At 66.5% G+C, this 23567-nt stretch carries 19 protein-coding genes; 10 read left to right on the top strand and 9 right to left on the bottom strand.

What is annotated here, in order from left to right:
* Nucleotides 1–2: 2 nt before the first annotated feature.
* Together AB3G31_RS14070 and AB3G31_RS14065 are read right to left on the bottom strand one after the other, a co-directional pair.
* Complete coding sequence (locus tag AB3G31_RS14070) at nt 3–911, bottom strand: hypothetical protein (protein ID WP_367846706.1); 909 nt, start codon at nt 909–911, stop codon at nt 3–5.
* Complete coding sequence (locus AB3G31_RS14065; protein ID WP_367846705.1) at nt 908–1942, bottom strand: Gfo/Idh/MocA family protein; 1035 nt, start codon at nt 1940–1942, stop codon at nt 908–910. The genes AB3G31_RS14070 and AB3G31_RS14065 overlap by 4 nt, the downstream gene beginning before the upstream one ends.
* Before the next feature lie 88 nt (nt 1943–2030).
* On the opposite strand from AB3G31_RS14065, the gene AB3G31_RS14060 reads away from it, so the two are divergent.
* Nucleotides 2031–2954, top strand: coding sequence for a LysR family transcriptional regulator (locus AB3G31_RS14060; RefSeq protein WP_367846704.1), 924 nt, complete (start codon nt 2031–2033; stop codon nt 2952–2954).
* Nucleotides 2955–3260: 306 nt separating this feature from the next.
* Complete coding sequence (locus AB3G31_RS14055; protein WP_367846703.1) at nt 3261–4838, top strand: methyl-accepting chemotaxis protein; 1578 nt, start codon at nt 3261–3263, stop codon at nt 4836–4838.
* Nucleotides 4839–5015: 177 nt separating this feature from the next.
* Here the strand turns inward: AB3G31_RS14055 and AB3G31_RS14050 are convergent, their stop codons facing one another.
* Complete coding sequence (locus AB3G31_RS14050) at nt 5016–5915, bottom strand: LysR family transcriptional regulator (protein WP_367846702.1); 900 nt, start codon at nt 5913–5915, stop codon at nt 5016–5018.
* A gap of 116 nt (nt 5916–6031) precedes the next feature.
* On the opposite strand from AB3G31_RS14050, the gene AB3G31_RS14045 reads away from it, so the two are divergent.
* The 3 genes from AB3G31_RS14045 (at nt 6032) to AB3G31_RS14035 (ending at nt 10729) form a co-directional block, all read left to right on the top strand.
* Nucleotides 6032–7030 carry a sugar nucleotide-binding protein gene (locus AB3G31_RS14045; protein WP_367846701.1) on the top strand — a complete coding sequence of 333 codons (999 nt, stop codon included), beginning with the start codon at nt 6032–6034 and terminating at the stop codon, nt 7028–7030.
* Nucleotides 7031–7207: 177 nt separating this feature from the next.
* Complete coding sequence (locus AB3G31_RS14040) at nt 7208–9481, top strand: beta-glucosidase (protein WP_367846700.1); 2274 nt, start codon at nt 7208–7210, stop codon at nt 9479–9481.
* A 216-nt stretch (nt 9482–9697) separates the two neighbouring features.
* On the top strand, nt 9698–10729 hold the full coding sequence (locus tag AB3G31_RS14035; protein ID WP_367846699.1) for a helix-turn-helix domain-containing protein: 1032 nt from the start codon (nt 9698–9700) through the stop codon (nt 10727–10729).
* 69 nt (nt 10730–10798) lie between these two features.
* Here AB3G31_RS14035 and AB3G31_RS14030 read toward each other — a convergent pair whose 3' ends face one another.
* From AB3G31_RS14030 to AB3G31_RS14020, 3 genes are all read right to left on the bottom strand, one after another.
* On the bottom strand, nt 10799–11863 hold the full coding sequence (locus AB3G31_RS14030) for a M48 family metallopeptidase (RefSeq protein WP_367846698.1): 1065 nt from the start codon (nt 11861–11863) through the stop codon (nt 10799–10801).
* A complete protein-coding gene (locus AB3G31_RS14025; RefSeq protein WP_367846697.1) occupies nt 11860–13116 on the bottom strand; it encodes a YjgN family protein in 1257 nt (418 codons plus the stop codon). The genes AB3G31_RS14030 and AB3G31_RS14025 overlap by 4 nt, the downstream gene beginning before the upstream one ends.
* Before the next feature lie 149 nt (nt 13117–13265).
* Nucleotides 13266–13808, bottom strand: coding sequence for a DinB family protein (locus tag AB3G31_RS14020; protein ID WP_367846696.1), 543 nt, complete (start codon nt 13806–13808; stop codon nt 13266–13268).
* A gap of 36 nt (nt 13809–13844) precedes the next feature.
* Here AB3G31_RS14020 and AB3G31_RS14015 point away from each other — a divergent pair, with 36 nt between their 5' ends.
* From AB3G31_RS14015 to AB3G31_RS14005, 3 genes are read left to right on the top strand one after another with little or no spacing between them, the layout of a single operon-like run.
* On the top strand, nt 13845–14771 hold the full coding sequence (locus AB3G31_RS14015) for a TIGR01777 family oxidoreductase (RefSeq protein WP_367846695.1): 927 nt from the start codon (nt 13845–13847) through the stop codon (nt 14769–14771).
* 5 nt (nt 14772–14776) lie between these two features.
* The gene (locus tag AB3G31_RS14010) at nt 14777–15445 is read left to right on the top strand and encodes a hypothetical protein (RefSeq protein WP_367846694.1); all 669 of its coding nucleotides are present in this window, start codon (nt 14777–14779) and stop codon (nt 15443–15445) included.
* A 34-nt stretch (nt 15446–15479) separates the two neighbouring features.
* Nucleotides 15480–15602 (top strand): hypothetical protein, encoded by a 123-nt coding sequence (locus AB3G31_RS14005; protein WP_367846693.1) that lies wholly within the window; start codon nt 15480–15482, stop codon nt 15600–15602.
* Between the two features lie 70 nt (nt 15603–15672).
* Here AB3G31_RS14005 and AB3G31_RS14000 read toward each other — a convergent pair whose 3' ends face one another.
* Both AB3G31_RS14000 and AB3G31_RS13995 read right to left on the bottom strand, forming a co-directional pair.
* Nucleotides 15673–16323: a choice-of-anchor R domain-containing protein gene (locus AB3G31_RS14000; RefSeq protein WP_367846692.1), complete on the bottom strand. Its 651-nt coding sequence runs from the start codon at nt 16321–16323 to the stop codon at nt 15673–15675.
* A gap of 35 nt (nt 16324–16358) precedes the next feature.
* Nucleotides 16359–18566 carry a phosphocholine-specific phospholipase C gene (locus AB3G31_RS13995; RefSeq protein WP_367846691.1) on the bottom strand — a complete coding sequence of 736 codons (2208 nt, stop codon included), beginning with the start codon at nt 18564–18566 and terminating at the stop codon, nt 16359–16361.
* Nucleotides 18567–18785: 219 nt separating this feature from the next.
* Here AB3G31_RS13995 and AB3G31_RS13990 point away from each other — a divergent pair, with 219 nt between their 5' ends.
* Nucleotides 18786–20330 (top strand): cobyric acid synthase, encoded by a 1545-nt coding sequence (locus AB3G31_RS13990; protein WP_367846690.1) that lies wholly within the window; start codon nt 18786–18788, stop codon nt 20328–20330.
* 32 nt (nt 20331–20362) lie between these two features.
* A complete protein-coding gene (locus AB3G31_RS13985) occupies nt 20363–22717 on the top strand; it encodes a putative bifunctional diguanylate cyclase/phosphodiesterase (RefSeq protein WP_367846689.1) in 2355 nt (784 codons plus the stop codon).
* A 56-nt stretch (nt 22718–22773) separates the two neighbouring features.
* On the opposite strand, the gene AB3G31_RS13980 is transcribed toward AB3G31_RS13985, so the two are convergent.
* On the bottom strand, nt 22774–23550 hold the full coding sequence (locus tag AB3G31_RS13980; protein WP_367846688.1) for an ABC transporter ATP-binding protein: 777 nt from the start codon (nt 23548–23550) through the stop codon (nt 22774–22776).
* Nucleotides 23551–23567: the final 17 nt, after the last annotated feature.

Genomic DNA, 23567 nt, shown 5'->3' with positions numbered 1-23567 from the left:
TTTTACACCCCCGGCCCTGCCAACCAGGCCGCATCCTCCCAGCCCGGCACAAACGCATCGCCGCCATTGGCCAGGTTGCGGTTCACCAAAGGCCGGGCAAACGCGGGGTGCCGCATGCTACGCACCTCGTGCTCCAGCGTGGCCAGCACGCGGCCGGTGTCCAGATCCAGGATGTCCTGGAAGCGGTACTGGCTTTGGCTGCTTTCTTCGGTAACCAGGCCGCGCTCCCGCAGCCGCTGGTGCGGGCCGGAGAAATCGGCCACGCTGATCTGCACGTGGTGGCCGTCGTACGCGGGCAGGGGGCGGGCGGTTTCGCGGAACACCAGGCTGCCATACAGCCCCGCCGCAATCCGCGCAAACGCCCCGCGCCCGTCCTCGCCCACGCTGCCCAAGGCACCCAAAATCTCGGTATAAAACCGCGCAATGCCCACCACCGTGCCGGGCGCGCAGTCCACCTCCACATAGGGCATGCCTAAGCGCAAGGGGCCAAACTGCGCCGCATCCGGGGCATGCACGCGGATGCGGTTGCCCCAGGGGCAGGTGGCCAGCACCATGTCGCCATGGCGCTCAAAGCCAAACTGGGTGCCACTGAGTAGCGGCGCGATCTGGCCCAGCCGCGCCAGCAGCCCGTCCAGGTCGGGCATGACCAGCCCCACCACGCCGCGCAGCACTTCGGCGCGGCCCGTGGGCAGGTGGAACTGGCTGCTGCCGATATTCATCCAGGCGTTGTCGATGCCGGTGCGCTGGTAGGGGTCGCGGGTCAGGCCCAGTCCCATGGCGTAGAAGACGATGGCCTGCTGCTGCTGGGCCACGCGCAGATTGACATGGCCGAATTCGATGATGTTGCCGACGTCTTCGGTGGCGCGATTGAAGGGGTTGTACATGCTGGATGGGGTGGGTTGGTCCGTCATTTTGGCAGGGCTTGCCACGTGCCGGTGCGGGCCGACGCAAACAGCGCCTCGATGGTGCGTAGCGTGCCCAGCGCGTCCTCGATCGGCCAGCTCGGCACTTGCTCGCCCAGCAGGTAGCGCGAGAAGCGTTCCACCTGCAGCTGGTACTGGTTGACCGGCTCAAAGGAGAAGCGCTGGCTGGGCTGGTAGCCCACGCTGTGGCTGTCGCCCAGGGCAATTTCGCAGGCGCTGGGCCGGGCCTGGGCAAACGGAAAGTCCAGCCGCAGCCAGCCGGTGCCGCCCAGCACCGACATCTGCTGGTGCGAGCCCCAGCCGTTGGGCCCGGCCTGGGTGGCCACGGTAATGGCGGCGTGGCTGTCGCCGTAGTCCAGCAGCGCGCTGCTCAGGCGGTCGGTGCCAAACACCGGGTCGCGCTCCAGCGTGGCCACCACCCGCTCGGGCGGGCGTTTGAACACCAGATTGCAGGCGCTGATGGTGTACGAACCCATGTCGTACAGCGCGCCGCCGCCCGCGGCCAGGTTGTTGCGCACGTCCTGTGGGTGGTAGAACTGCTTGGCCAGCGTGGCATGCACCGCCCGCACCGGGCCGATAGCGTTGCCGGTCAGCAGCCCATCCAGCTTGGCCCATTGCGGGTGGTTGCGAAAGCCAAAGCCTTCCTCGACGTGCTTGCCCGTGCGGTCGCGCACCGCGCAGAGCTGCTGCACCTGCGCCGCGGTGAGGCACAGCGGCTTCTCGCACAGCACATGCTTGCCCGCCTCCAGCGCCCGCACCGACCAGTCGAAGTGCAGCTGGTTGGGCAACGGGATGTAGACCGCGTCGAGCTCCGGGTCGGCCAGCAGCGCCTGGTAGCCGCCCTCACCGGCGTAGACCCGCGGAATGCCCAGCGTCTGCGCCACCGCCTGGCCCTTGGCGGCATCGCGCGAGGCCAGGGCCCGCAGGGTGGCGCTGGGTGCTGACTGGATGGCAGGCATGGTGCGTTCAATGGCGATGGATGCCGCGCCCAGCACGCCCCATCGGATGGTGTTTTGCATAAAGTCTCCTCGGTTGGTGCCCGCATCGTAGGCGGGCCTGCCTATACTAGATAGGCAATGCCTGCAATAACCAGCATTTAGATTTTTTATGGCCGATCCCGACCCCACCCTGCTGGAGCCCAAGCTGCTGCGCCTGCTGGACCTGCTCTACACCACCCGCAGCGTCACCCGGTCGGCCGAGCTGCTGGGCCAGAGCCAGCCCACCGTCAGCATCTGGTTGGGGCGCTTGCGCGCCCAGTTCAACGACCCGCTGTTTGTGCGCACCCCTACCGGCATGCAGCCCACGCCCCGCACCGACGGCCTGATACCCACCGTGCGCGAGGTGCTGGAGGGCCTGCGCCGCCTGTCCGAGTCCGAGGCCGTGTTCGACCCCGCCAGTGCGCAGCGCCGGTTCCGCATCTTCATGACCGATGCCAGCCACGTCACCCTGCTGCCGCGCCTGTTCTCGCACGTGCGCGCCCTGGCCCCGCAGGTGCGCCTGGAGGCCGCCACCATCGATGCCCGCCTGGTGCCCGCCCTGCAGTCGGGCGAGGCCGATCTGGCCCTGGGCCTGGTGCGCGGCCTGGAGGCCGGGCAAGAGGCGGGCTTCTACCAGCAAAGCCTGTTCGGCCAGGACTGGATCTGCCTGTGCAACGCCCGCCACCCGCGCATCGGCACCACCTTTACCCTGCAGGACTACCTGGCCGAATCGCACGTCGGCATCGTCTCGGGCACCGGCTACCAGCTGCTGGACACCACCCTCAAAGCCCTGGGCGTGGAGCGTCGCGTGTTGCTGGAACTGCCGGGTTTTTTGGGCCTGTCGGCGATCCTGTCGGACAGCGACCTGGTCGCCACTTTGCCCCGCCACATTGGCGAAACCCTGGCCCACACCGCGGGCCTGCGGGTGCTGGTGTGCCCGTTGCCGATACCCCCATTTACCGTAAAGCAGTACTGGTACGCCCGCTACCACTTTGATGCCGCCAGCCGTTGGCTGCGCGGTGTGTGCGCCGAGTTGTTCATGGACAAGCGCTGACGCAGCTTGAGCCAAAAGGGCCTCTAGCGCCCATTCATACAGCGTAGGCAGCTATTCTTTAGATAGCGTGCACCCAGGCGGTGCACGCTGCTCCCAGCCCTTGCCGAGGGGTGGGGCCATGCCCCCAACCGGCGCCAACCCCGGCGCTACGCCACGGCGCCAGGGGGCTGTCCGCCCGCCAGAGCCTGCGCCAGCCGTGGTGCCATCGGCTGGTTACAAATTATTTCAATTACATGCATGCGATTGAAACAGAATGAGTTAATTGTTGCTGTTTGAACAATGTAAACATGGAGGTATACAATTACCATGAAAACTACTACCGTCAAAAGTCGGCTGATTTGGGCCTTTGGGGTATTGGCGGCCTTGGTGCTGTTGGTCAGCACCGCGGCGCACCATTCCCTGGGGGAGGTGAATGCCAATCTGCACCGTTTTCATGGTGTGGATGTGCACCAGTACCAGTTGACCGTGGCCTTGCGCGATGCGGTCAACCGCCGGGCGATTGCGGCGCGCAATCTGGTCCTGGCGGCCACGCCAGCCGATGCCGACTTGGAGAAGCAGGCGGTCATCCAGGCGCACCACGATACCCAGGAGGCACTGGAAAAGCTCAATGCCAGCGTCAAGAACACCGCTGACGCCATGCCGGACATCCAGCGCATGCTGCAGGACATCAACCAAGTCGAATCCCGTTACGGGCCGGTGGCGCTGGGGATCGTGAAGCTGGCGCTGGAGGGCAATAGAGACGATGCCATCGGCAAGATCAATGTGGAATGCCGCCCCCTGCTGGTGGCTTTGCTCAAGGCTACGGCGGACTTTCTGGTGGCCAGCAGCCAGAACGGTGACGACAACGTGGCGGCTTCGGTGGCCGAATACGCCGAGGCACGCTGGCTGTTGTTGGCGGTGAGCGCCCTCGCGGTGGTGGTGGCGGTGGCGATGGGTTTTCTGCTGACCCGCAGCCTGGTGGGGGCCCTGGGGGGCGAGCCCGGCGCCGCGGCCGACCTGGCCCGCGCGGCGGCCCAGGGTGACCTGAGCCAGGCCATCGCGCTCAGGCCCGGGGACCGCAGCAGCCTGATGGCCCAGCTCAAGGTAATGCAGGAAGGCCTGGCCCGCGTGGTCACCGATGTGCGCCAGGGTTCGGAAAACGTGGCCACGGCCAGCGCCGAGATTGCCCAGGGCAACCACGACCTCAGTACCCGCACCGAGCAGCAGGCCAGCGCGCTGCAGCAAACCGCGGCCTCGATGGAGCAACTGGGCTCCACCGTCCGGCAAAACGCCGACAACGCGGTGCAGGCCAACCAGCTGGCGCTGCGTGCCAGCACGGTGGCGGTACAGGGCGGCGAGGTGGTGGCCCAGGTGGTCACCACCATGAAGGGCATCAACGACAGCTCGAAAAAGATCGCCGACATCATCGGCGTGATCGACGGCATCGCCTTCCAGACCAACATCCTGGCCCTGAACGCTGCGGTGGAAGCCGCCCGCGCGGGCGAGCAGGGCCGGGGTTTTGCGGTGGTGGCCAGCGAGGTGCGGTCGCTGGCCGGGCGCTCGGCCGAGGCCGCCAAGGAGATCAAGCTGCTGATCTCGGCCAGCGTGGAGCGGGTCGCGCAGGGCACCACCCTGGTGGACAAAGCCGGGGTCACCATGACCGAGGTGGTGGGTGCCATCCGCCAGGTCACCGACATCATGGGCGAGATCAGTGCCGCCAGCAGCGAGCAAAGTGCCGGTGTGACCCAGGTGGGCCAGGCGCTCACCCAAATGGACCACGCCACTCAGCAAAACGCCGCCCTGGTCGAACAGATGGCAGCGGCCGCCAGCAGCATGCGCAACCAGGCCCAGGACCTGGTGAACACCGTGGCCGTGTTCAACCTGGGCCAGCCCCGGCTAACCTGACCCGTGCCTTTGGAGGCAAGACAGTGCCGCAAGCGCTGGTGGGATGGGCGCAAGCGGCTCTGAAAGGGCGCCGGACCCGATGCTGGTTTTTTGCCCTGCGGCTACGGCGTGGTGAGTGCTCTGATTGTTGTAGCTTCTTACGCCCATGGAATAAGCACAAAAGACTGTTTTAATGCCTCAAATTACCCCCGGCAACGCCGCCACTAAAAAGTCATAGACCGACCGAATCCGCTGGCTGGTGCGGATTTCGCGGTGCACGGCCAGCCACATCGGCAGGGGGGGAATGCGTAGCACATCGGGCAGCACGGGCAGCACCTCGGCATCCAGGCGGGCGGTGAAGTGGGCCACAAAGCCAATACCCAGGCCTGCGCGCACGGCGTGCCATTGCACCAGCAGGTCGTCCGAGCGCAGCGCAAACGCTTCTTTGCCCACCTCAAAACCCATCGCCTTGAAGCCATCGCGGATGGCGGGGTCGGTATCAAAGCCGATCAGCGCGTGGTCCAGCAGGTCCAGCGGCTGAACGATGGCGCTGCGCTGCGCCAGGTAGGCGCGGTGGGCGAAGGCACCCATGGCCACATCGCCGATCTTCTGGGCCACCAGGCTGCCCTGTTCGGGGCGGACCATGCGCACCGCAATATCCGCCTCCCGCCGCAGCAGGTTGCTCACGGTGTTGCTGGCGACCAGCTCCACCTGGATGTCGGGCAGGGCCTGGCGCATCTGCCACAGGATGGGCGGCAGCAGGTGTACCGCCACCGGGGTACTGGCGGTAATCCGGACAGTGCCCATTTTCTGCGCCTGGCTGCCGGTGAGGGTGCGCGCCAGCTGGTCTGCGCCGTCGGCCATGCCGCGTGCCGCATCGGCCAACTGCAGGGCGGTGGCGGTGGGTACCAGGCCGCGCCCGGTGCGCTCAAACAGCACCACGCCCCACTGGCTTTCCAGCTCTGCGATGTGCCGTCCCAAGGTGGGTTGGCTGGTTTGCAGCACCTTGGCCGCGCCCAGCAGGCTGCCATGGTCCAGGGCCGCCAGGAAGGAGCGCACCAGGTGCCAGTCAAACGCGGGGCGGGGGCGGGGGATCATGGTGCGGTATGCGTATTTGCATTTCAGGTATGGACATATATGCAATTGTGAATTGATCACTTTGTTTTCACAATCCACCCCGAACCGTACCGAACCGAAAAAAAGGGATTTTCAGCATGCAACCTACCGTTTTGATTTTGGGCGCACGCGGGCGTTTTGGCCTGGCGGCGGCCCGTGCGTTTGCCGATGCGGGCTGGCGTGTGCTGGGCTTGGTGCGCCCCGGTGCGCAGCTGCCCCCCGAAGCCGCTACGGACCAGCGCATTGAATGGTTGGTGGTGGACCTGCAGGACAGCGCCGCCGTGGTCCGCGCGGCCCATGGTGCCTGCGTGGTGGTGCATGCGCTGAACCCTCTGTACACCCGCAAGGCCTGGAAAACCCAGGCCCAGCCCATGGCGGAAGCGGCCATCGGCATCACCCGCGCCCTGGGTGCCACTTTGATGTTCATCGGCAACGTCTACAACTTTGGTGCGGACATGCCCGCGTTGTTGGCCGAGGACACGCCGCAGCGGGCCCGGACCGCCATGGGCCAGGTGCGCATTGCCGTGGAGGCGCAAATCCGCCGCAGCGGCGTGCGCGCCATCGTCATCCGGGCCGGAGACTTTTTTGGCAGTGGCACTGGCACCTGGTTCGACCAGGCCATGGTCAAAGACATCCAAAAGGGCAAGTTCGTGGACCCGGGCCGCGCCGGCGTGGCCAAGGCCTGGGCCTATCTGCCCGACCTGGCCCGTACTTTTGTCGAAGTGGCGTTGCGCCGCGATGCGCTGCCGCCGTTCGAGGTCTTCCACTTTGCGGGCTACAGCATCACCGGCCAGCACTGGCTGGACGCGATCGACCCCGTGGCCCTGGCCCAGCGCTGGGTGGAGCCCGGTGCAGCGCTGCAGTACAGCCGCCTGCCGTGGCCCTTCATCCGCATCGGTGCGCTGTTTTCGCCCACCTTTGCGGCGTCGCTGGACCTGCGCTACCTGTGGACCACCCCGCACGCCCTGGACAACCGCAAGCTGGTAGCCCTCTTGGGGGCGGAGCCGCACCGGCCCCTGGTACAGGCCACGGCGATGGCCTTGCACGACCTGGGGTTCACCCGCAATGCGGTGGGGGCGCAGGTGGTGGGCGGGTAGGGCGGCGCGCCGGGTGGCAGACCCGCCGCACAGCCAGGCAATTTACCTGCCGCAAAGGTAATTTGCGCAACCCAATGCACAGCACCGTTGTGGCCCCAACGGTATCGTTTTGGCTCCATAAACCCCCTGCGCAGCCGCTCCCCCCGAGCGGTGTGCGGGCAAACATCCGGAGACAAAATGGAAAAGAGACAACGTGTGCGGCTGATGACGGCGGCCTATTCGGGCCTTTTTGTGGGGCTCTTGGCGGGCTGCGGCGGGGACGATGGCCCCACCGCGCCTTCGGCCGACACGGTGGCCGACCAACGGGCTGCAGCCCTGGTGGCGCAAATGACGCTGGACGAAAAAATCCAGATGGTCCATGGCATCGGTTTGGGTGTGGGCCCCCTGGGCGGGGCGGGCTACATACCCGGCATTGCGCGCCTGGGCATCCCCGATTACTACATCGCCGATTCGGCCACCGGCGTGGCGCAGGTCAAGCTGGGTGCCACCGGCCTGGCCAATGTGGACAACGGCACCACGCCGATGCCCGCGCCGATTGGCCTGGCCGCCAGCTGGGACACCAGCCTGGCCCATGCCTACGGCGCCCAGATTGCGACCGAGCTGCGCACCGTGGGCTTCTCCGAAGGCCTGGGCGGTGGCGTGAACCTGGCGCGCGAACTGCGCAACGGGCGCACTTTTGAGTACATGGGCGAAGACCCGGTGCTGGCCGGCCACATGATCGCCGAGCGCACCAAGGGCACCCAGAGCCAGAAAGTGGTGGCCACCATCAAGCACTACGCCGCCAACGACCAGGAAACCAACCGCTTCACCTCCAACTCGGTGGTGGACGAGCGCACCCTGCGCGAACTGCATTTGTTGCCCTTCGAGATCGGCGTCAAAGACGGCCAGCCCGGCAACGTGATGTGTGCCTACAACCTGGTCAACGGCGCCAAGTCCTGCGAGAACAAGACCCTGCTCACCGACGTGCTGAAGACCGAGTGGGGCTTCCAGGGCAAGGTGCAGTCCGACTGGTTCATGGCCGTGACCAACACGGTCAGCGCGGCCAATGCCGGGCTGGACGAAGAGCAGGCGGGCTCCACCGACGACAGCGTCGGCTTCTTCGGCATCAAGACCTATTTCAACCAGAAGCTGAAGGCGGCGGTGGAGGCGGGCACGGTGTCCGTGGCGCGCTTGAATGACATGGTGCAACGCAAACTGCGGACCATGGTGAAGGTGGGTGTGATGGATGCGCCCGCTCCCTTGAACGGCACCATCGACCAGGCGGCGGGCAACACCGCGGCCCGGCAGGTGGCCGAGCAGTCCATGGTGCTGCTGAAAAACGCGGTGCCCGCCGGGTACACCACGGCCGCCTTGCCATTGGATGCCACGGCCGCCACCAAGATCCTGGTGGTCGGCGGGCATGCGGATGCGGGCGTGATGTCGGGCGGCGGCTCGGCCGGTACGCCCCCGCGCGACGGCAACGCCGTGGCCTGCCTGAGCCCGGCTTACATGGTTGGCGGCCAGGTGTCGGGCTGCGCGGTCTGGTACAAATCGTCGCCGCTGGATGCGATCCGGGCCAAGGCCCCCCATGCCACCGTCACCTACCTGGACGGAACCGATGCCGCCGCCGCCGCCAATGCGGCTGCGCTGGCCGATGTGACCATCGTCTTCGGCACCCAATGGCAAACCGAAGGCGGCGATCTGCCCTCGCTCAGCCTGCCCGATGCCGTGGCCGACCCGGCCAACCAGGCCTACGACCAGAACGCCTTGATGGCCGCCGTGGCCGCCACGGCCAAACGCAGCGTGGTGGTGTTGCAGAGTGGCACTGCCGTCACCATGCCCTGGCTGTCGGGTGTGCATTCGGTGCTGGAAGCCTGGTACCCGGGCGTGCAGGGCGGGGCGGCCATCGCCAACGTGCTGTTTGGCACGGTCAACCCCTCTGGCAAGCTGCCGCTGACCTTTCCCAAGAGCGAAAGCGACATGCCGCAAAAGCGCATCTCCGCCACCGACACCCAGGTGGTCTACAGCGAAGGCCTGCAGATGGGCTACCGCTGGTACGACGCGGAGAACATCGAGCCCCTGTTCCCGTTTGGCCACGGCCTGTCGTATACCCGCTTCCGCTATGCCGGCGTGCGCAGCAGCACCAACGCCGACGGCGGCGTGACCCTCAGCTTCACGCTCACCAACACCGGCACAGTGGCCGGTGCCGAGGTGGCGCAGGTGTATGCCGCCCTGCCCAGTGCGGTCGGCGAGCCGCCCCAACGCCTGGTGGGCTGGCAAAAGGTCTCGCTGGCTGCGGGGGAAAGCAAAACCGTGAGCGTGGCCGTGAAAGCCGAGCGGCTGGCCATCTGGGACACCACCGCGCACCAATGGCGCCTGCCGGGCGGTAGCTTCGGCTTTACCGTGGGCGGATCGTCCCGCGATGCCCAGGCGCTGACCAGCACCCAGACCATCGCTGGAAAGCTGCTGTAACGGCAAGACACCCGCCCGGGTGTCGCCGCCGTGGCTGTATACGATTCAGGCTGCCCACGCTTATTCCATCAGCATGGGCAGCTACTGAATATGTAGCGTATGGGTGATAGTGGCTGGGATTTTCCCTATATCTTCGTAATTATTTTGTAATTAAAGTCGGTGTCAAAGACGCACCAGGCGTTCAATGACAAAAAATTTACGAGGCAGTGGGGTGGTATGCACACGTATTCAAAATCGGTCTCCAGCGGCTTGGCCCAGATGGCCCTGGAGGCCGCCAAGCACAGCGGTGTCGGCCCCCAGGAATTCCAGCGCCTCACCGGCATATCCGAATCCGAGGCCCGCGAAGCCGGGGGGCGCATACCCGCCGCCAAGCACATCGCCATGCTCAACCTCATGGAGCGCGATTTCAAACCTCTCGGCCTGCTGGAAAGCAGCGCGCACATCCCGCTGTGCGCCTCCATCTCCACCCTGCTGGGCATGGTGACGAATGCCCCCAGCTTGACCGCGGCCTACGCCGGTTTCCTGGAGTACCGGGTGTTGGTGGGCGATGTGGATGGGCTCGCCCTGCGGCGCGATGGCGCTGACTTTGAATTTGAATACTGCCTGGACGGAGAGGGCCGCACCGCGGTCAGCGCCTTTGGCAATCTCGTCATGCTGGCCCGGCTGGCGCGCCAATATGCGGAAGGCAGCCCGTGCTCCATTGCCATGGAGCTCACCGGCCCGGCCTTTGCCCCGGTGGGGCAACTGCGCCACATCGACCCCTGTGAGATACGTTTTGGGCAAGAGCGCAACTGCATCCGCATCCGCACGCAGGCGCCCGACCGGCCCTATTCCCGGTTCAACGCCACCACCCACGGCATCATTGGCAGACAAGCCCACAACGACCTGCAGGCTTTGAACCAGAAATACTCGTTTGCGCTGCGGGTGGAGGGGTTTCTGGTCCAGTGGGTGCAGGCGCAGCAGGCATTCCCGGTCGGCCACAACGCCCTGGAGCAGGTCTGCGACAAATTTGCCATGACCCGCTGGGGCATCCACCGCCGCCTGCAAAAAGAAAGCATCAACTTCCAGCACATCTTGTCGCGCGTCAAAATGGCCGAAGCCAAACGCCTGCTGCTGCAAAGCGATGCCGCCATATCGGACGTGAGCGACATGCTGGGGTTTTCGTCGCCCTCGGCCTTCTCCCGCTTCTTCTCCGACCAGCACGGGGTCTCGCCCTCGCGCTACAAGACCAGCCACTACCTGTCTTGAGGCTGCTTCGTTTTTGAGAGCTGCACACGCCCATGCCGTCAGCACAAACCCTCTGAAAACTTCGCACACCTAATTCCCCTTCCCCGCCTCCCGAAAAAACCGCACCCGCTCCGCATCGGTGGGGTGGGACGCAAACGCAATCCCCAGCCAGTTGTCTTGATCGGCGGTTGCGTCCCGTTTGTCTTTGCGCGCCTCGGCCAGTCTGTCAAACAACGTGACCATGACCGCAGGGTCGATGCGGGCCGCTTGCAGGAACTGCACGGCGGCTACGTCGGCGGCGTGCTCGGCTTCGCGGGAGTAGTGGGCCTGGCCGAGCAGGGCGGTGGTGCCCGCCAGCAGGGTGCTGAAGTCGCCCAGCACCAGCGAGCCCACGGTGCCCAGCAGGGTGACCTGCACCAGCATGCGCAGGCCGTCGCGGTGCTGCACATGGCCGAGTTCGTGGGCCAGCACGGCGGTGAGTACGTCGGTGTCGCGCCCGACCAGGTAGACCAGTTCGTCGGTCATGAGGATGGTGCCGCCGGGCAGGGCCAGGGCGTTGGGGCCGATGCGGCTGGCGCGGAACACCAGTTGCCACTCGGGCAGGCTGGCGGTTGGCAGCCGAGGCCGGGCCTGGGCCACGGCCTGGGCAAAGGCGGCCTGCACGCGGGCTTGTTCGGCGCGTGGCAACTGGCTGGGGCGCATCAGGTCTTCGTCCACCGCCTCCAATGTTGCATCGCCGAGCGAGGTATCGACGCTCTCGGGCAGCAGGTACAGGGCGGCCTGGGCGGCCAGCGGCAGACCCCAGGCGTGCAGCGCCGCCAGCACGGCCACCAGGGCCAGGGCGCTGGCCAGCACGCCGCGCCAGCTTTGCTGCAGGCGCACCACCCAGGACTCCACCAGGCCGCTGTGCTGGCTCCAGGCATCCCAGGCGGCGCTGTCGGCGCAGTGCAGTTCGCCGCCGTCGGCCAGGTGGGTCACGCGCACGCCGTGGCGGGTGCGCTCGGGCCAGCGCACGTCGGGCAGGGCGACGCGGCGGTTTATGCCATCGCCGGTGATGTGCAGCGCGCCGTCGGCCACCTGCAGCGAGACCATTTGGGCACGGGCCTGCAGGCCGTCAAAGTAGGTGGCCGACAGCGGCAGGGTGGGTAAGGTCATAGGCCCAGGTCAAAGCCCAGCATGTCGCCCGCGGCATCGCCTGCGGCCTCGTTGCTGCCATGGGGGCGCTGGCCGACCAGGGTGTCGGGGGCAACGCGGGTGGCGATGGACACGGCCTGCAGGCGGATGCGCGCCATGGCAATGGCGGCGAACGGCCAGTACAGACCCAGCGTGAGCAGTACCAGCAGCCAGTTTTTCAGGGTCAGCCAGAGCAGGGGCACAAAGCGCAGGGCGCTGTGGAACTGCAGGTCGTGGTTGCGGGTGTGGTCCCACACCAGGTTTTGCGTGCGCGACACGGCATAGGGCTTGACGGCCACCAGCACCAGCAGCATCAGCAAAAACGGCAGCAGGGCCGCTACGGGTGCCAGCCCGCGCAGACCCTGCTGGGGACTGGGGGCGGTGAACACCATCACGGCGATGGCGGCCACCGGCAGGGCAATGGCCAGCAATGCAAAGCCGCAGACCTTGAGTGTCAGCTTGTAAAAGCCCCAGGGCGTGGCGGTAAAGCGTGCTTGTACCGTGGCAAAGGCGTAGTGGTCGTGCTGGTACTGCTTGAGTTTCCAGAAGGTCCAGGGCTGCATGGCCATGGTCAGTACCAGCAGGCCCAGCAGGGCCACGACAAATGCCGTGGTGTTGGGGGCCTTGCCGGGTTCCGGTGCGGCAAATGCCATAAAGCCCACGATCAGCACCGCAGGCACGTACAGCGGCAGTACCGCGCGGTACACCTCGGGCATGCTCCCGGTGAACCGAAACCGCAGGCCGCGCCAGCTGGTGTGGGCCAGCCGGAATTGCATGGACGCACGTACCAGCGCCGGGGCAATCAGCGCCACCAGCACCAGCGCGACCAGCCCCGCCACCGGCGAGAACTGGCCCGCCAGCGAATACAGGCCAAACAGCACGGCCACCAGCGCCGAGCCCTTGAGCATCTTCCTGGGGTTGCCATGGAAGTCCAGCGCCGCGCCATCCACCAGGGTGTTGCCGTAAAAGTAGCGCAGCCGCCGCACCTTGGCCCAGGGGTAGTAAATGCCGAAAGTCACCAGGGTCAGCAGCAGGTTGACGATCCAGATGCGAAAGTATTCGCTGCCCGAGCCGGTGAAGACGATGTCCAGCGGGTGAGCGGTTGCCACGGGGTCAGCCGCTGCAGCGGGTGGTGCGGGGGCGGTGACGGTGGTGGTGTCAGTGGTGGTGACGGCGGTGGGTTTGGCCGCTGGCAGGGCCATGGGAAGCGTGTCGGCGAAGTGCGGTTCGGTCATGGTGGACAACGGCGTTGGGGTCTCCCAATGTAACGCGCTGCCGCAGGGTCTTTACATTCAGTTGTGTATGCAAAAGCGGCTCTTGTGCTGGTGCAGTGGGCGTAAGCAGCTATAAAAATATGAGCGTTTGTGTAAAGCCACGTGCGGGTTCACACCATCGCGATCAGGTCGGTCACCCCCATGTCCACCCCCTGTTGCGACAGCAAGGTGGTCACCTGGCCCCGGTGGTGGGTCTGGTGGTTGAAAAAATGGGTCAGCGCCTGCCACAGCGGATGCTGGCGCAGCGTGCCTTTGGAGTTGGCGTAGGCCATGGGCCAACCTGGCATTTCGACGGGCGCGTCGGCCAGCCAGGCTTCGATGGCCAAGTCCAGCGCCTCGCGGTGGGCGCACAGGGCGCTCCAGTCGGCGTGCAGCGGCTGGTCCAGCGGGTGCTGGGGCGGCATGCGGATGGCATCGGCCAGCACCGGCCAGACCACGCCGTGTGCGGCCCCGCACTCCATGAAGCGCAGCAACCAGATTTGGTCGGCCACCACCAAGTGGTTCAGCGTGCGGTGGATGGAGCCGAAGAACGCGCCACGGTCTTGCTTGCGGTTGGCGTCGCCCAGGCCGTCGCAAGCCGCGTACAAACGCAAGTTGATTGCGTGGTTATAGCGGGCGAGGAGCTGGTAATTGTTAGAGAATGTAATTTCCATCCAGAGATTCCAAAACGGGTTATTCCTACAGTGCAAATGCCACACCACCACATTCTCGTCACCGGCGGCACCGGTTTTCTCGGCCAGGCGCTGTGTCGCATGCTATTGGCCCAGGGGCACCAGCTCACGCTGTGGGTGCGCAACCTGAACAAGGGCCGCAAGATGTACGGCGAGGCTGTGCGCTGCATCACCCAGCTGGCGGAGCTGCAGGATACGCCGGTGGACGCGATTTTGAACTTCTCGGGTGAGCCCGTGCTGGGCCCGCGCTGGTCGCCCGCGCGCCAGCAGGTACTGCACGCCAGCCGCAGCGGGGTCACGCAGGCCCTGGTGGACTGGGTGGCGCAGCTGGCGCACAGGCCGCGCTGGCTGCTGTCGGCCTCGGCCATCGGTTTTTACGGCGTGCAGGCGGTGGACGACCCCGGTGCGCTGGGCGAGGGCTCCCCGCCGCAGCCGATTTTCATGTCCGAGCTGTGCCAGCGTTGGGAGCGCACCGCCCAGGGCATGGCCGCCCATGGCGTGGCCGTGGCCACCGTGCGGCTGGGTGTGGTGTTGGGCCCCAAGGGCGCGCTGCCGCAGATGCTGCAGCCATTCCGCTTCGGCCTGGGCACGCAGATGGGCAGTGGCGACCAGGTGCTGAGCTGGGTGCATCTGGACGATGTCCTGGGGGCCGTGGCGTTTTTGCTGGCCAAGCTTGACAGCGTGCCCGCCACCGGGGCCTACAACCTCACCGCGCCGCAACCTGTGACCCAGCGCGAATTCACCCGCATTGCCTGCAAAGTGCTGCACCGCCCGCTGGCCGTGCCGGTGCCCGCCGTGGTGCTCAGGCTGCTGTTGGGCGAGCAGGCCACGCTGCTCACCGACGGCCAGCGCGTGGTGCCCCAGCGCCTGCTGGCCGAGGGCTTTCGCTTCCGTTTCGACACCTTCGAAGCCGCACTGCGGGACCTGGAACAGCGGCGAAAATAGGCGCCATGACTGCCCCCACCCTGCTGCAACCCGCCGCCGAACTCCTGGCCCTGCTGGCCGCCCACCCCACCCGGCGCACGATCGTCGGCATCGTCGGCCTGCCGGGTTCCGGCAAAAGCACCATTGCCGCCCAGCTGGCCGCCGAAGTCAACGCCCAGGCCGGGCCGGGCACGGCGCAGGCGCTGGGCATGGACGGCTTCCACCTGAGCCGTGCCGCCCTGGCCCAGATGCCTGACCCGGCTGCGGCCCTGGCCCGGCGTGGCGCGCCCTGGACCTTCGACCCCGCCGGGCTGGCCGCCCGGATCGCAGCGCTGCGCCTGGCCTCTCTGGAGCCCGGTGCCGCGCCGGTGCTGTGGCCCGCGTTCGACCACGGCGTGGGCGACCCGCAAGAAGATGCAGTCGCCGTCGGCCCGGCCACCCGGCTGGTGCTGGTCGAGGGCCTGTACCTGCTGCACCACGACCACGGCTGGAACCTGGACGGCCTGCTTGACGCCTGCTGGTACCTGGACGTGCCCATGGAGGTGGCGATGCAGCGGCTGGTGGCGCGCCACCAGGCCGCCTGGGGCTTTACCGTGGCGCAGGCCGAGGCCCGGCTGGCCCTGAACGACCGGCTGAATGCCGACACCGTGGCCGGAACCCGCGGGCGCGCAGACGGCCTATTGCCGAATGCCTGATGCCGGGCCTGCCCGTCAGTCCGGTACCACCGGCTTGGCCGCTACCGCCCGCTTGCCGCCCAACAAAAGCTTGCGCAGCCCGTACAACCGCCTGGACATCGCCCGGTACCCCGCCAAGGCGGCCGGGCGCGGCCAGTGCGTGTGGGCAGCCTGGTAACAGATTGCTCTGTTATTGATAGCTGCTCATGCTGGTGTATATGGCGCAGGAGCCCAATTTCTTCTATTTTTTAGCGCAGGCTTGCGGTGCGCCGGCGCACGAACACCACCGCGATCAGCCCCAGGCTCACCAGGGCCAGCGATCCGGGTTCGGGCACTTCCACCGCCATCTGGTAGGGGCCGTAGCCGTCCAGGGCGGCGCTGGCGTTGGGGCTCACGCCGAAGGCCGCGCTGTACGACGATTCGCCCGCCACGCCGGGAAATGCCAGGTCGGAGGCGAACGCCCACTGGATGGCGTTCACGTCCGCCGCCAGGATCTCCAGCCAGTAGGTGGTGTTGGCCGCCAGGTTGAAGGCCGAGGTGGGCGCGAAGCGGTAGGCCTGGAAGCCGCTGGATGCAATCTCCGCACTCGACAGGCTGCCCAGCGACAGCAGGGTGTTGCCCGGGGCCGCGCCGTTGCTGGCCAACAGGTTCACCTGGACGTTGCCCACCACATCCGGACCCAGGTTCACCAGCAGAGCCTGCACGCCTTTGAGCGTGCCGCCTTCGGCCCCGGTGGTAAAGGAATTGGCCAGCGGGCCGTAGCCATAGACCGCGTCGGAGCCGCTGGGGGCCGCGCCCAGGTTGTTGTAGACCAGCCCGGCATGGGCGCTGGCGAACAGGGTGGTGAAAGCCAGGCACAGGCTGGCTTTGCGCAGCAGGGTGGGGAGTTGGGAAAGCATGGGGGTTCCTGTTTGAAGTAAAGGGGATGCGGCGTTCACAGCAGCGGATCGCTCACGCCGTGCTTGCCGGTTTCCACATGGCCTGCGCACTGGCAGACGAAGCTGGCATCGCTGCTGGCGGTGACCAGCAGGTCGTACCAGCGGGCGCTGGTTTGCAGCGTCCAGTCCGATCGGAAGCTGGCACCGGGGGCCACCGTCTGGTGCGAGCTGGTGTGCTGGTACTGGTCGGTCACGGTTACGGTAGTGGCGGTGGTGCCCACGTTGGTCACCACCAGCGAGATGCCGCCGCTGGCCGTGTCGTACAGGCTTTGGACATTGAGCTTGGCTGCCGTGGCACCCAGGTTGCCTGCAAACTTGCGCAAAAAGCCATTCGGCCCGTACACCGCCAGGTCGTAGGCGCTGGAGCCAGCGGGCGGGGCCCAGGTATCGGACAGCGACTTGCCTGCCTCTACCGTGTAGCCCCAGGGGCCGGTCGAGCCACCGGCCAGCGTGCCGTTGGCGGTGCGCACATGGAACCACGCGCCCACCGTTCCGGCGTTGCCGAAGCTGATACCGATGCTTTGGTTCACCGGGTTCACCACGCTGGTGGCTTGCAGCTGGTAGGGCAGGGCGCGGGCCAGGCGGGCACCGGGCTCCTGCACCGGCATGCTCTGGTTGGCAGGCGGGGCGACCGGCAGGTTGGGGTAGGTCTTGCTGCCGGTGATGTCGGCGGCGGGTGGCACATAGGCGGCGGTGCTGGGCAGGCGCGAGGCGGTGGCGCTGGCGATCGAGAAGTCCAGGGTCGAGCTCAGGTCGCCGCAGACGGTACGCCGCCACGGGGTGATGTTGGGCTCGGTCACGCCAAAGCGCTTTTCGATGAATTGGACGATGGAGGTGTGGTCAAACACCTGGGAGTTGACCCAGCCGCCCTTGCTCCAGGGCGACACCACCAGCATCGGCACCCGCGCGCCCAGGCCGTAAGGCCCGGCGGGGTAGGTGGCGCTGCCGTTGCCGGGGTAGATTTCATTGGCGGTGCTGACGGTGGACAGGCCCTGTGCGGCCGTCATCGGCGGGGTGGGCGGCACCACGTGGTCGAAGAAGCCGTCGTTTTCGTCGTAGCAAATGATCAGCACGGTGCTGGCCCAGACGGCGGGGTTGGCGGTCAGCGCAGCCAGCACGTTGTTGACGTACCAGGCGCCGTAGTTGGTGGGCCAATTGGGGTGCTCGGTATAGGCCTCGGGCGCGGCAATCCACGACACCTGGGGCAGGGTGTTGTTCAGCACGTCGCTGCGCAGCTGGTCGAACAGCGCGCCGTTGTTGAATGCGCCGTTGTTGTAGATGTTGGTGCCGGTGCGGGCGCGCTCGTACAGCGGCTCGCCGGGCTGGGCGTTCTGGTACTGCTGGAAGTACAGCAGCGAGTTGTCGCCGTAGTTGCCGATGTAGGGCTGGCCGGTCCAGCCCCAGTAGCCCGCGGCGGTCAGGCCCACGCCGATGTCCTGGTAGATCTTCCAGCTCACCCCGGCGCTTTGCAGCCGTTCGGGGTAGGTGCGCCAGTTGTAGCCCGCCTCGGCATTGGTGACCACCGGGCCGTAGGGCGCAGCACCGTTGCCGTTGCTGCCCAGCACCACCTTGCCGGGGGTGCTGCCGGTGGCCGCGCCATCGGCGCTCAGCGTGCCGTTCTGGCCCGACCAGCCGCTCCACAGGTAGTAGCGGTTCGGGTCGGTGGAGGCCATGATGGAGCAGTGGTAGGCATCGCACACGGTGAAGGCATCGGCCAGCGCAAAGTAGTAGGGGATGTCGCTGCGCTGCAGGTAGCCCATGGTTTTGCTGGTTTTGTTCTGCACCCATTTGTCGTAGCGGCCGCCGTTCCAGGCCCCGTGCGCGTCTTTCCAGGAATGGGCCAGGTCGGCCAGAAACGCCAGGCCCAGGTCGGCACCGGCGGGGCGGAAGGGCAGCACGGTGGCGGGCGTTTGCGTCACACCCGCACCGTTCTGGTTGGGCTGCTCGAACACCGAATTGCCCGAGCCGTACAGGCGCACCGCGCGCGGGTCGCTGAAACCGCGCACGCCGCGCAGCGTGCCGAAGTAGTGGTCAAAAGAGCGGTTCTCCTGCATCAGCACCACAATGTGCTGCACGTCCTGGAGGGTGCCGGTCACCGCGTTGGCAGGGATGGCCAGGGCCTTCTGGATGCTGTCGGGGAAGACGGCGGTCAGCCCCACTCCGGCGGCCCCACGGAGAAGAGAGCGGCGGTCGATGGCGGTCATGGGGAGTCCTTGTCTTGGAGGAGGGGTGGGGTAGGTGAAAATTCTGTTCTTTTGATGTGGCAAGCCTGTGTCAGTGGGCAAAGCGGGAGATGCCTGCCGGTACCATCGGGTTTTTTGCTATTGAATTAGTAGCTTCTCGTGCTTGTCCAGACAGCACAAGGCCGCTATTTTTTATAAATCTTTTTATTTTTTGGATGCGTGTATGAACCACCCCTTGGCATGACCCTCGCTGCTTGCACCATGGTGCTGGGCACCACCAGCGGCGCTGGCAAAAGCTGGCTGACCACCGCGCTGTGCCGCTACTACGCCCGCCAGGGCCTGAAGGTTGCGCCGTTCAAGGCGCAGAACATGAGCAACAACGCCAGGGTGGTTGCCGCCGCGCAGGGCCGCCCCAAGCAAGGCACGCCCCCATCGGGGGGCAGCGCAGTACACGAAGTGACAAGCGTGGGGGCCTTTTTTGGCGGTGGCGAGATCGGCAGCGCCCAGTATTTCCAGGCGCTGGCGGCGCGCGCCGTGCCCGAGGTGCGCATGAATCCGCTGCTACTCAAGCCCGAGCGCGACACGCACAGCCAGGTGGTGCTGCTGGGCGAAGTCAATGCAGAGCTGACCGGCATGGACTGGCGCAGCCGCAGCGCCCGGGTCTGGCCGGTGGTGGCCCAGGCGCTGGATGATTTGCGCGCCGAATACGACGTGGTGGTGATCGAGGGCGCGGGCTCGCCCGCCGAGATTAACCTCAGCAGCAGCGACATCGTCAACATGCGCGTGGCCCGGCATGCCGATGCCCGCTGCCTGCTGGTCACCGATATCGACCGGGGCGGCGCGTTCGCCCATCTGTATGGCACCTGGGCGCTGCTGCCGCCCGAGGACCGGGCGCTGCTGCACGGCTTTGTGCTGAACAAGTTCCGCGGCGATGCAGCCCTGCTGGCCCCCGGCCCGCAGATGCTGCAAGACCTGACCGGCGTGCCCACCGTGGCCACGCTGCCGATGTGGTGGCAGCATGGCCTGCCCGAGGAAGACGGCGTGTTCGATGACCGCAGCCGCGCGACGGGCACCGTCACCCGCACTATCGCCGTGGTGGCCTACCCGCGCATCAGCAACCTGGACGAGTTCCAGCCACTGAAAAACGTGCCCGGCGTGCGCCTGGTCTGGGCGCGCAGCCCGGCAGATCTGGCGGGGGCCGACTGGGTCATCCTGCCCGGCTCCAAGCACACCAGTGGCGACCTGGCCTGGCTGCGCCAGCAGGGGCTGGATGCCGCCATCACCGCGCACGCGGCGCGCGGCGGCACAGTGCTGGGCATCTGCGGCGGCCTGCAGATGCTGGGTGAGGCGCTGATCGACCTGCACGGCATCGATGGCAACGCGCCCGGCCTGGGCCTGCTGCCGCTGGTCACCCAGTTTGAAGTGCAAAAGACCGTGCAGCACCGGCACACCCGCTTCGCCCCCGAGATGACCGGTCCGTGGGCCGCGCTGGCCGGGGTGGCGGTGGCGGGCTATGAAATCCACCATGGCCAGACCCAGCAGCACGCGGCCATGGCCCGGGGCGGGGACGTGGCGCGGGCGGTGCTACCCGACGGCCTGGCCTGGCAGAACGCGGCGGGCAATGTGCTGGGCCTGTACCTGCACGGCCTGCTGGAAGACCCGGCCGCGCTGCAGGCCCTGTTCGGGGCCACGGTGCCCACGCTGGACACGGTGTTTGACGGCTTGGCGGACTATGTTGGTATACATTTTCAAGCGCATTTTTTAGATGGATTAATTCGCCTTTAGCTGTTTACACTGGGCCATCATGATTTACGTGTATGCCTAGTTTCCCGTTCGCCGACTGGCTGATGAGCTGTTGGCGCGACCCTGCTGCATCTGCCGAGCAGGCGGCTATCCATCGGGGCCGCCAGTTCCACGCCGTGGTGCGGCAACTGCCCTTGAGCAGCATCGGCAACACCATCAGTGCCCTGGTGCTGGCCTCGGTGTTCTGGGGCCTGTTGGACTCCTGGGTGGTGGCGGGCTGGACACTGCTGGTGTCGGCCATCGCGCTGGGCAATGCCGGGCTGTGGTGGGCGCGCCGGGCGGTGCTGCCGTCGACCCCCGTGTCCCTGCGCGCGGTGCGGCTGCTGGTGACGGGCATTGCAGCTTCGGCGCTGGCGTTTGTGTCGATGGCGGGCTATTTGTACACCGCGGCCGATGGCGATGGCCGCTTGCTGCTCACGTCGGTGTTGGCGGCTTTCATCGGCATGGGGAGCTGGATGTACAGCTGCCTGCCACAGGCTTCCATTTTGTGGTCCTGTATTTTGTGCGCGGGCCTGGCGGTGCTGTTTTCCAGCCGCGCGGAAGCGGTCTACACCTACCTCACGGGCTTGCTGGCGTTTTACGCGCTGGTGGTCTGGAGCACCACTTTGCTGACCTCGCGCATGTTCCTCAACGGCCTGAAGTTCGAAGCCGAGATCGAGCGCCAGAACCAGCTCGTCGGCCTGCTGCTGAACGACTTCGAAGAGCACGCCAGCGACTGGCTGTGGGAGACCGACCACCAGGGCAGTCTGCGCCATGTGTCCCAGCGCCTGGCGCAGGCCATGGGCGTGTCCCCCAGCGAGCTGCAAGGCCAGCATTTGGTGCAACGCATGGCGTCCCTGTCGCCGCAGATGGTGCCCGCGCATGCAGCGATGTTCCTGGCGCTGGAGAAATGCCTGGCGCAGCAGCAGCCGTTTCGCGGCATATTGGTGCCCGCGCGGGTCGGCGGGCAGCTGCAGTGGTGGTCGCTGACCGCCAAACCCTTGCACGACAGTGCGGGCCGCTGGCAGGGCTGGCGTGGCGTGGGCTCCGATGTCACCGCCACCCGCCAGCGCGAGCTGGAAATGGCCCGCCTGGCGCATATCGACACCCTGACCGGGCTGGCCAACCGCTACCAGTTCGGCAAACGGCTGGCGGACTATTTCGCACCCGCCCTCACCGGGGGGGCATGCACCTTGCTGCTGCTGGACCTGGACAACTTCAAGACCGTCAACGACTCGCTGGGCCATGCCGTGGGCGACCAGTTGCTGCAAACCGTGGCCCTGCGCCTGCAGGCGGTAGCGGACCCGCTGGCCTTGCTGGCCCGGCTGGGCGGCGATGAATTTGCCGTGCTGGTGCCGGGCCTGCTGGAGCGCGCCCAGGCAGAGCGTCTGGGGAGTCAACTTCAAGCCGCGCTGGCCCAGCCGTGGGTGGCCGACGGCCACCGCATTGCGGTGCAGGCCAGTATCGGCGTAGGTTTTGCGCCCACCGATGCCGACACCGCCGAGCAGTTGCTGAAGGTCTGCGACATGGCCTTGTATGCCGCCAAGGCCGCCGGTCGCCACCGGCTGCGGTTTTTCGAGCCCGCCCTGGCCCTGCACGCCCAGCAGCATTTGGCGCTGCTGAGCGACCTGGGTCTGGCCTTGCAGCGTGGCGAGTTTGTGCTGCACTACCAGCCGCAGGCGGACCTGGCCAGCGGTGCGCTGCTGGGCTTTGAGGCGCTGGTGCGCTGGCAGCACCCGTTGCGCGGCCTGGTGTCGCCGCTGGAATTCATTGCCGTGGCCGAAGAAAGCGGGCTGATCGTGCCGCTGGGGGCGTGGGTGCTGCGCCAGGCCTGCATGGACGCGGCGGGCTGGCCCACCCATCTGCGGGTGGCGGTCAACTTGTCGGCCGTGCAGTTTGGCAATGCCGATGTGCTGGCGGTGGTGGACAGCGCCTTGCAGCACAGCGGCCTGCCCAGCGCCCGGCTGGAGCTGGAGATCACCGAATCCACCCTGATGCACGACAGCCAGGCCGTGTTGGAGGTGTTGCACGCGCTGCGCGGCAAGGGGGTGCGGGTGGCGCTGGACGATTTCGGCACTGGCTATTCCAGCCTGGCCTACCTGCGCAGCTTTCCGCTGGACAAGCTCAAGATCGACCGCTCGTTTGTCAGCATTCTGGACCGCGCTGGCGGCGACACCAGTGCTGCGGCCATCGTGCAAACCATCGTCCAGCTGGCCCAGGCGCTGCACCTGGAAACCACCGCCGAAGGGGTGGAAACCGCCGCCCAGTTTGACCTGCTGCGCCGCATGGGCTGCGCCCAGGCCCAGGGTTACTGGATTGCCCAGCCCATGGACGCGGCGCAGGCCCGGCGCTTCATGACCGGATGGTCTGCGAAATCGCTATATTATTGATAGCTTCTCATGCCCAATACATAAGCGCTAGAGGCTGATTTGGCACCGAATAGCGGTTACTTCAAACTGCCCGACAAAAACTGCTGCAAGCGCTCGCTCTTGGGCTGGGTCAGCACCTCGCGGGGCACGCCTTGTTCTTCGATGCAGCCCTTGTGCAGGAAGATCAGGTGGTTGGCCACCTCGCGGGCGAAGCCCATTTCGTGGGTCACCACCACCATGGTGCGGCCTTCCTGGGCCAGGGTCTGCATCACGCGCAGCACTTCGGACACCAGCTCGGGGTCCAGGGCGCTGGTGGGCTCATCGAACAGCATGACCTCGGGCTCGATGGCCAGCGAGCGGGCGATGGCCACGCGCTGCTGCTGGCCGCCGCTCATGTGGGCGGGGTAGGCGTCTTCTTTCTGGCCCAGATCGACCAGCTTGAGGTACTTGCGGGCGCGGGCGATGGCCTCGTCCCGGGGCACGCCCAGCACGTGGATGGGGGCTTCGATGATGTTTTGCAGCACCGTCATGTGGGCCCACAGGTTGAAGTGCTGGAACACCATGGCCAGCTTGGTGCGCATGCGCTGCAGCTGCTTGGCCTCGGCAGCGACCAGCTCGCCGTTTTTGTCGGCCACCAGCTTGAGCTCTTCACCGGCCACGATGATGCGGCCCGCATTGGGCTTTTCCAGCAGGTTCATGCAGCGCAAAAACGTGCTCTTGCCGGAGCCGGAGCTGCCGATGATGCTGATCACATCGCCCGCACGGGCTTCCAGCGAGACACCCTTGAGCACTTCGTTGGAGCCAAACTTTTTGTGGATGTCGATGGCCTGGAGTTTGAGGGGCTGGGTGGTCATAGGTTCTGCATTCAAAA

Origin of the sequence: Rhodoferax sp. WC2427, assembly GCF_040822085.1 — a bacterium.
Classification (GTDB): Bacteria; Pseudomonadota; Gammaproteobacteria; order Burkholderiales; family Burkholderiaceae_C; genus Rhodoferax_B.
The sequence above is the reverse complement of the archived record's forward strand: the minus strand, read 5'-3'. Positions and strand labels throughout refer to the sequence as shown.

Bases quoted from the DNA above. Each gene is read 5' to 3' on its own strand.
- AB3G31_RS14015 (WP_367846695.1), top strand. From the start codon at position 13,845: ATGCCACACCACCACATTCTCGTCACCGGCGGCACCGGTTTTCTCGGC.
- AB3G31_RS14065 (WP_367846705.1), bottom strand. From the start codon at position 1,942: ATGCAAAACACCATCCGATGGGGCGTGCTGGGCGCGGCATCCATCGCC.
- AB3G31_RS13980 (WP_367846688.1), bottom strand. From the start codon at position 23,550: ATGACCACCCAGCCCCTCAAACTCCAGGCCATCGACATCCACAAAAAG.
- AB3G31_RS14070 (WP_367846706.1), bottom strand. From the start codon at position 911: ATGACGGACCAACCCACCCCATCCAGCATGTACAACCCCTTCAATCGC.
- AB3G31_RS14025 (WP_367846697.1), bottom strand. From the start codon at position 13,116: ATGACCGAACCGCACTTCGCCGACACGCTTCCCATGGCCCTGCCAGCG.
- AB3G31_RS14060 (WP_367846704.1), top strand. From the start codon at position 2,031: ATGGCCGATCCCGACCCCACCCTGCTGGAGCCCAAGCTGCTGCGCCTG.
- AB3G31_RS14055 (WP_367846703.1), top strand. From the start codon at position 3,261: ATGAAAACTACTACCGTCAAAAGTCGGCTGATTTGGGCCTTTGGGGTA.
- AB3G31_RS13995 (WP_367846691.1), bottom strand. From the start codon at position 18,566: ATGACCGCCATCGACCGCCGCTCTCTTCTCCGTGGGGCCGCCGGAGTG.
- AB3G31_RS14020 (WP_367846696.1), bottom strand. From the start codon at position 13,808: ATGGAAATTACATTCTCTAACAATTACCAGCTCCTCGCCCGCTATAAC.
- AB3G31_RS14030 (WP_367846698.1), bottom strand. From the start codon at position 11,863: ATGACCTTACCCACCCTGCCGCTGTCGGCCACCTACTTTGACGGCCTG.
- AB3G31_RS13990 (WP_367846690.1), top strand. From the start codon at position 18,786: ATGACCCTCGCTGCTTGCACCATGGTGCTGGGCACCACCAGCGGCGCT.
- AB3G31_RS14050 (WP_367846702.1), bottom strand. From the start codon at position 5,915: ATGATCCCCCGCCCCCGCCCCGCGTTTGACTGGCACCTGGTGCGCTCC.
- AB3G31_RS14040 (WP_367846700.1), top strand. From the start codon at position 7,208: ATGGAAAAGAGACAACGTGTGCGGCTGATGACGGCGGCCTATTCGGGC.
- AB3G31_RS13985 (WP_367846689.1), top strand. From the start codon at position 20,363: ATGCCTAGTTTCCCGTTCGCCGACTGGCTGATGAGCTGTTGGCGCGAC.
- AB3G31_RS14035 (WP_367846699.1), top strand. From the start codon at position 9,698: ATGCACACGTATTCAAAATCGGTCTCCAGCGGCTTGGCCCAGATGGCC.
- AB3G31_RS14045 (WP_367846701.1), top strand. From the start codon at position 6,032: ATGCAACCTACCGTTTTGATTTTGGGCGCACGCGGGCGTTTTGGCCTG.
- AB3G31_RS14010 (WP_367846694.1), top strand. From the start codon at position 14,777: ATGACTGCCCCCACCCTGCTGCAACCCGCCGCCGAACTCCTGGCCCTG.
- AB3G31_RS14000 (WP_367846692.1), bottom strand. From the start codon at position 16,323: ATGCTTTCCCAACTCCCCACCCTGCTGCGCAAAGCCAGCCTGTGCCTG.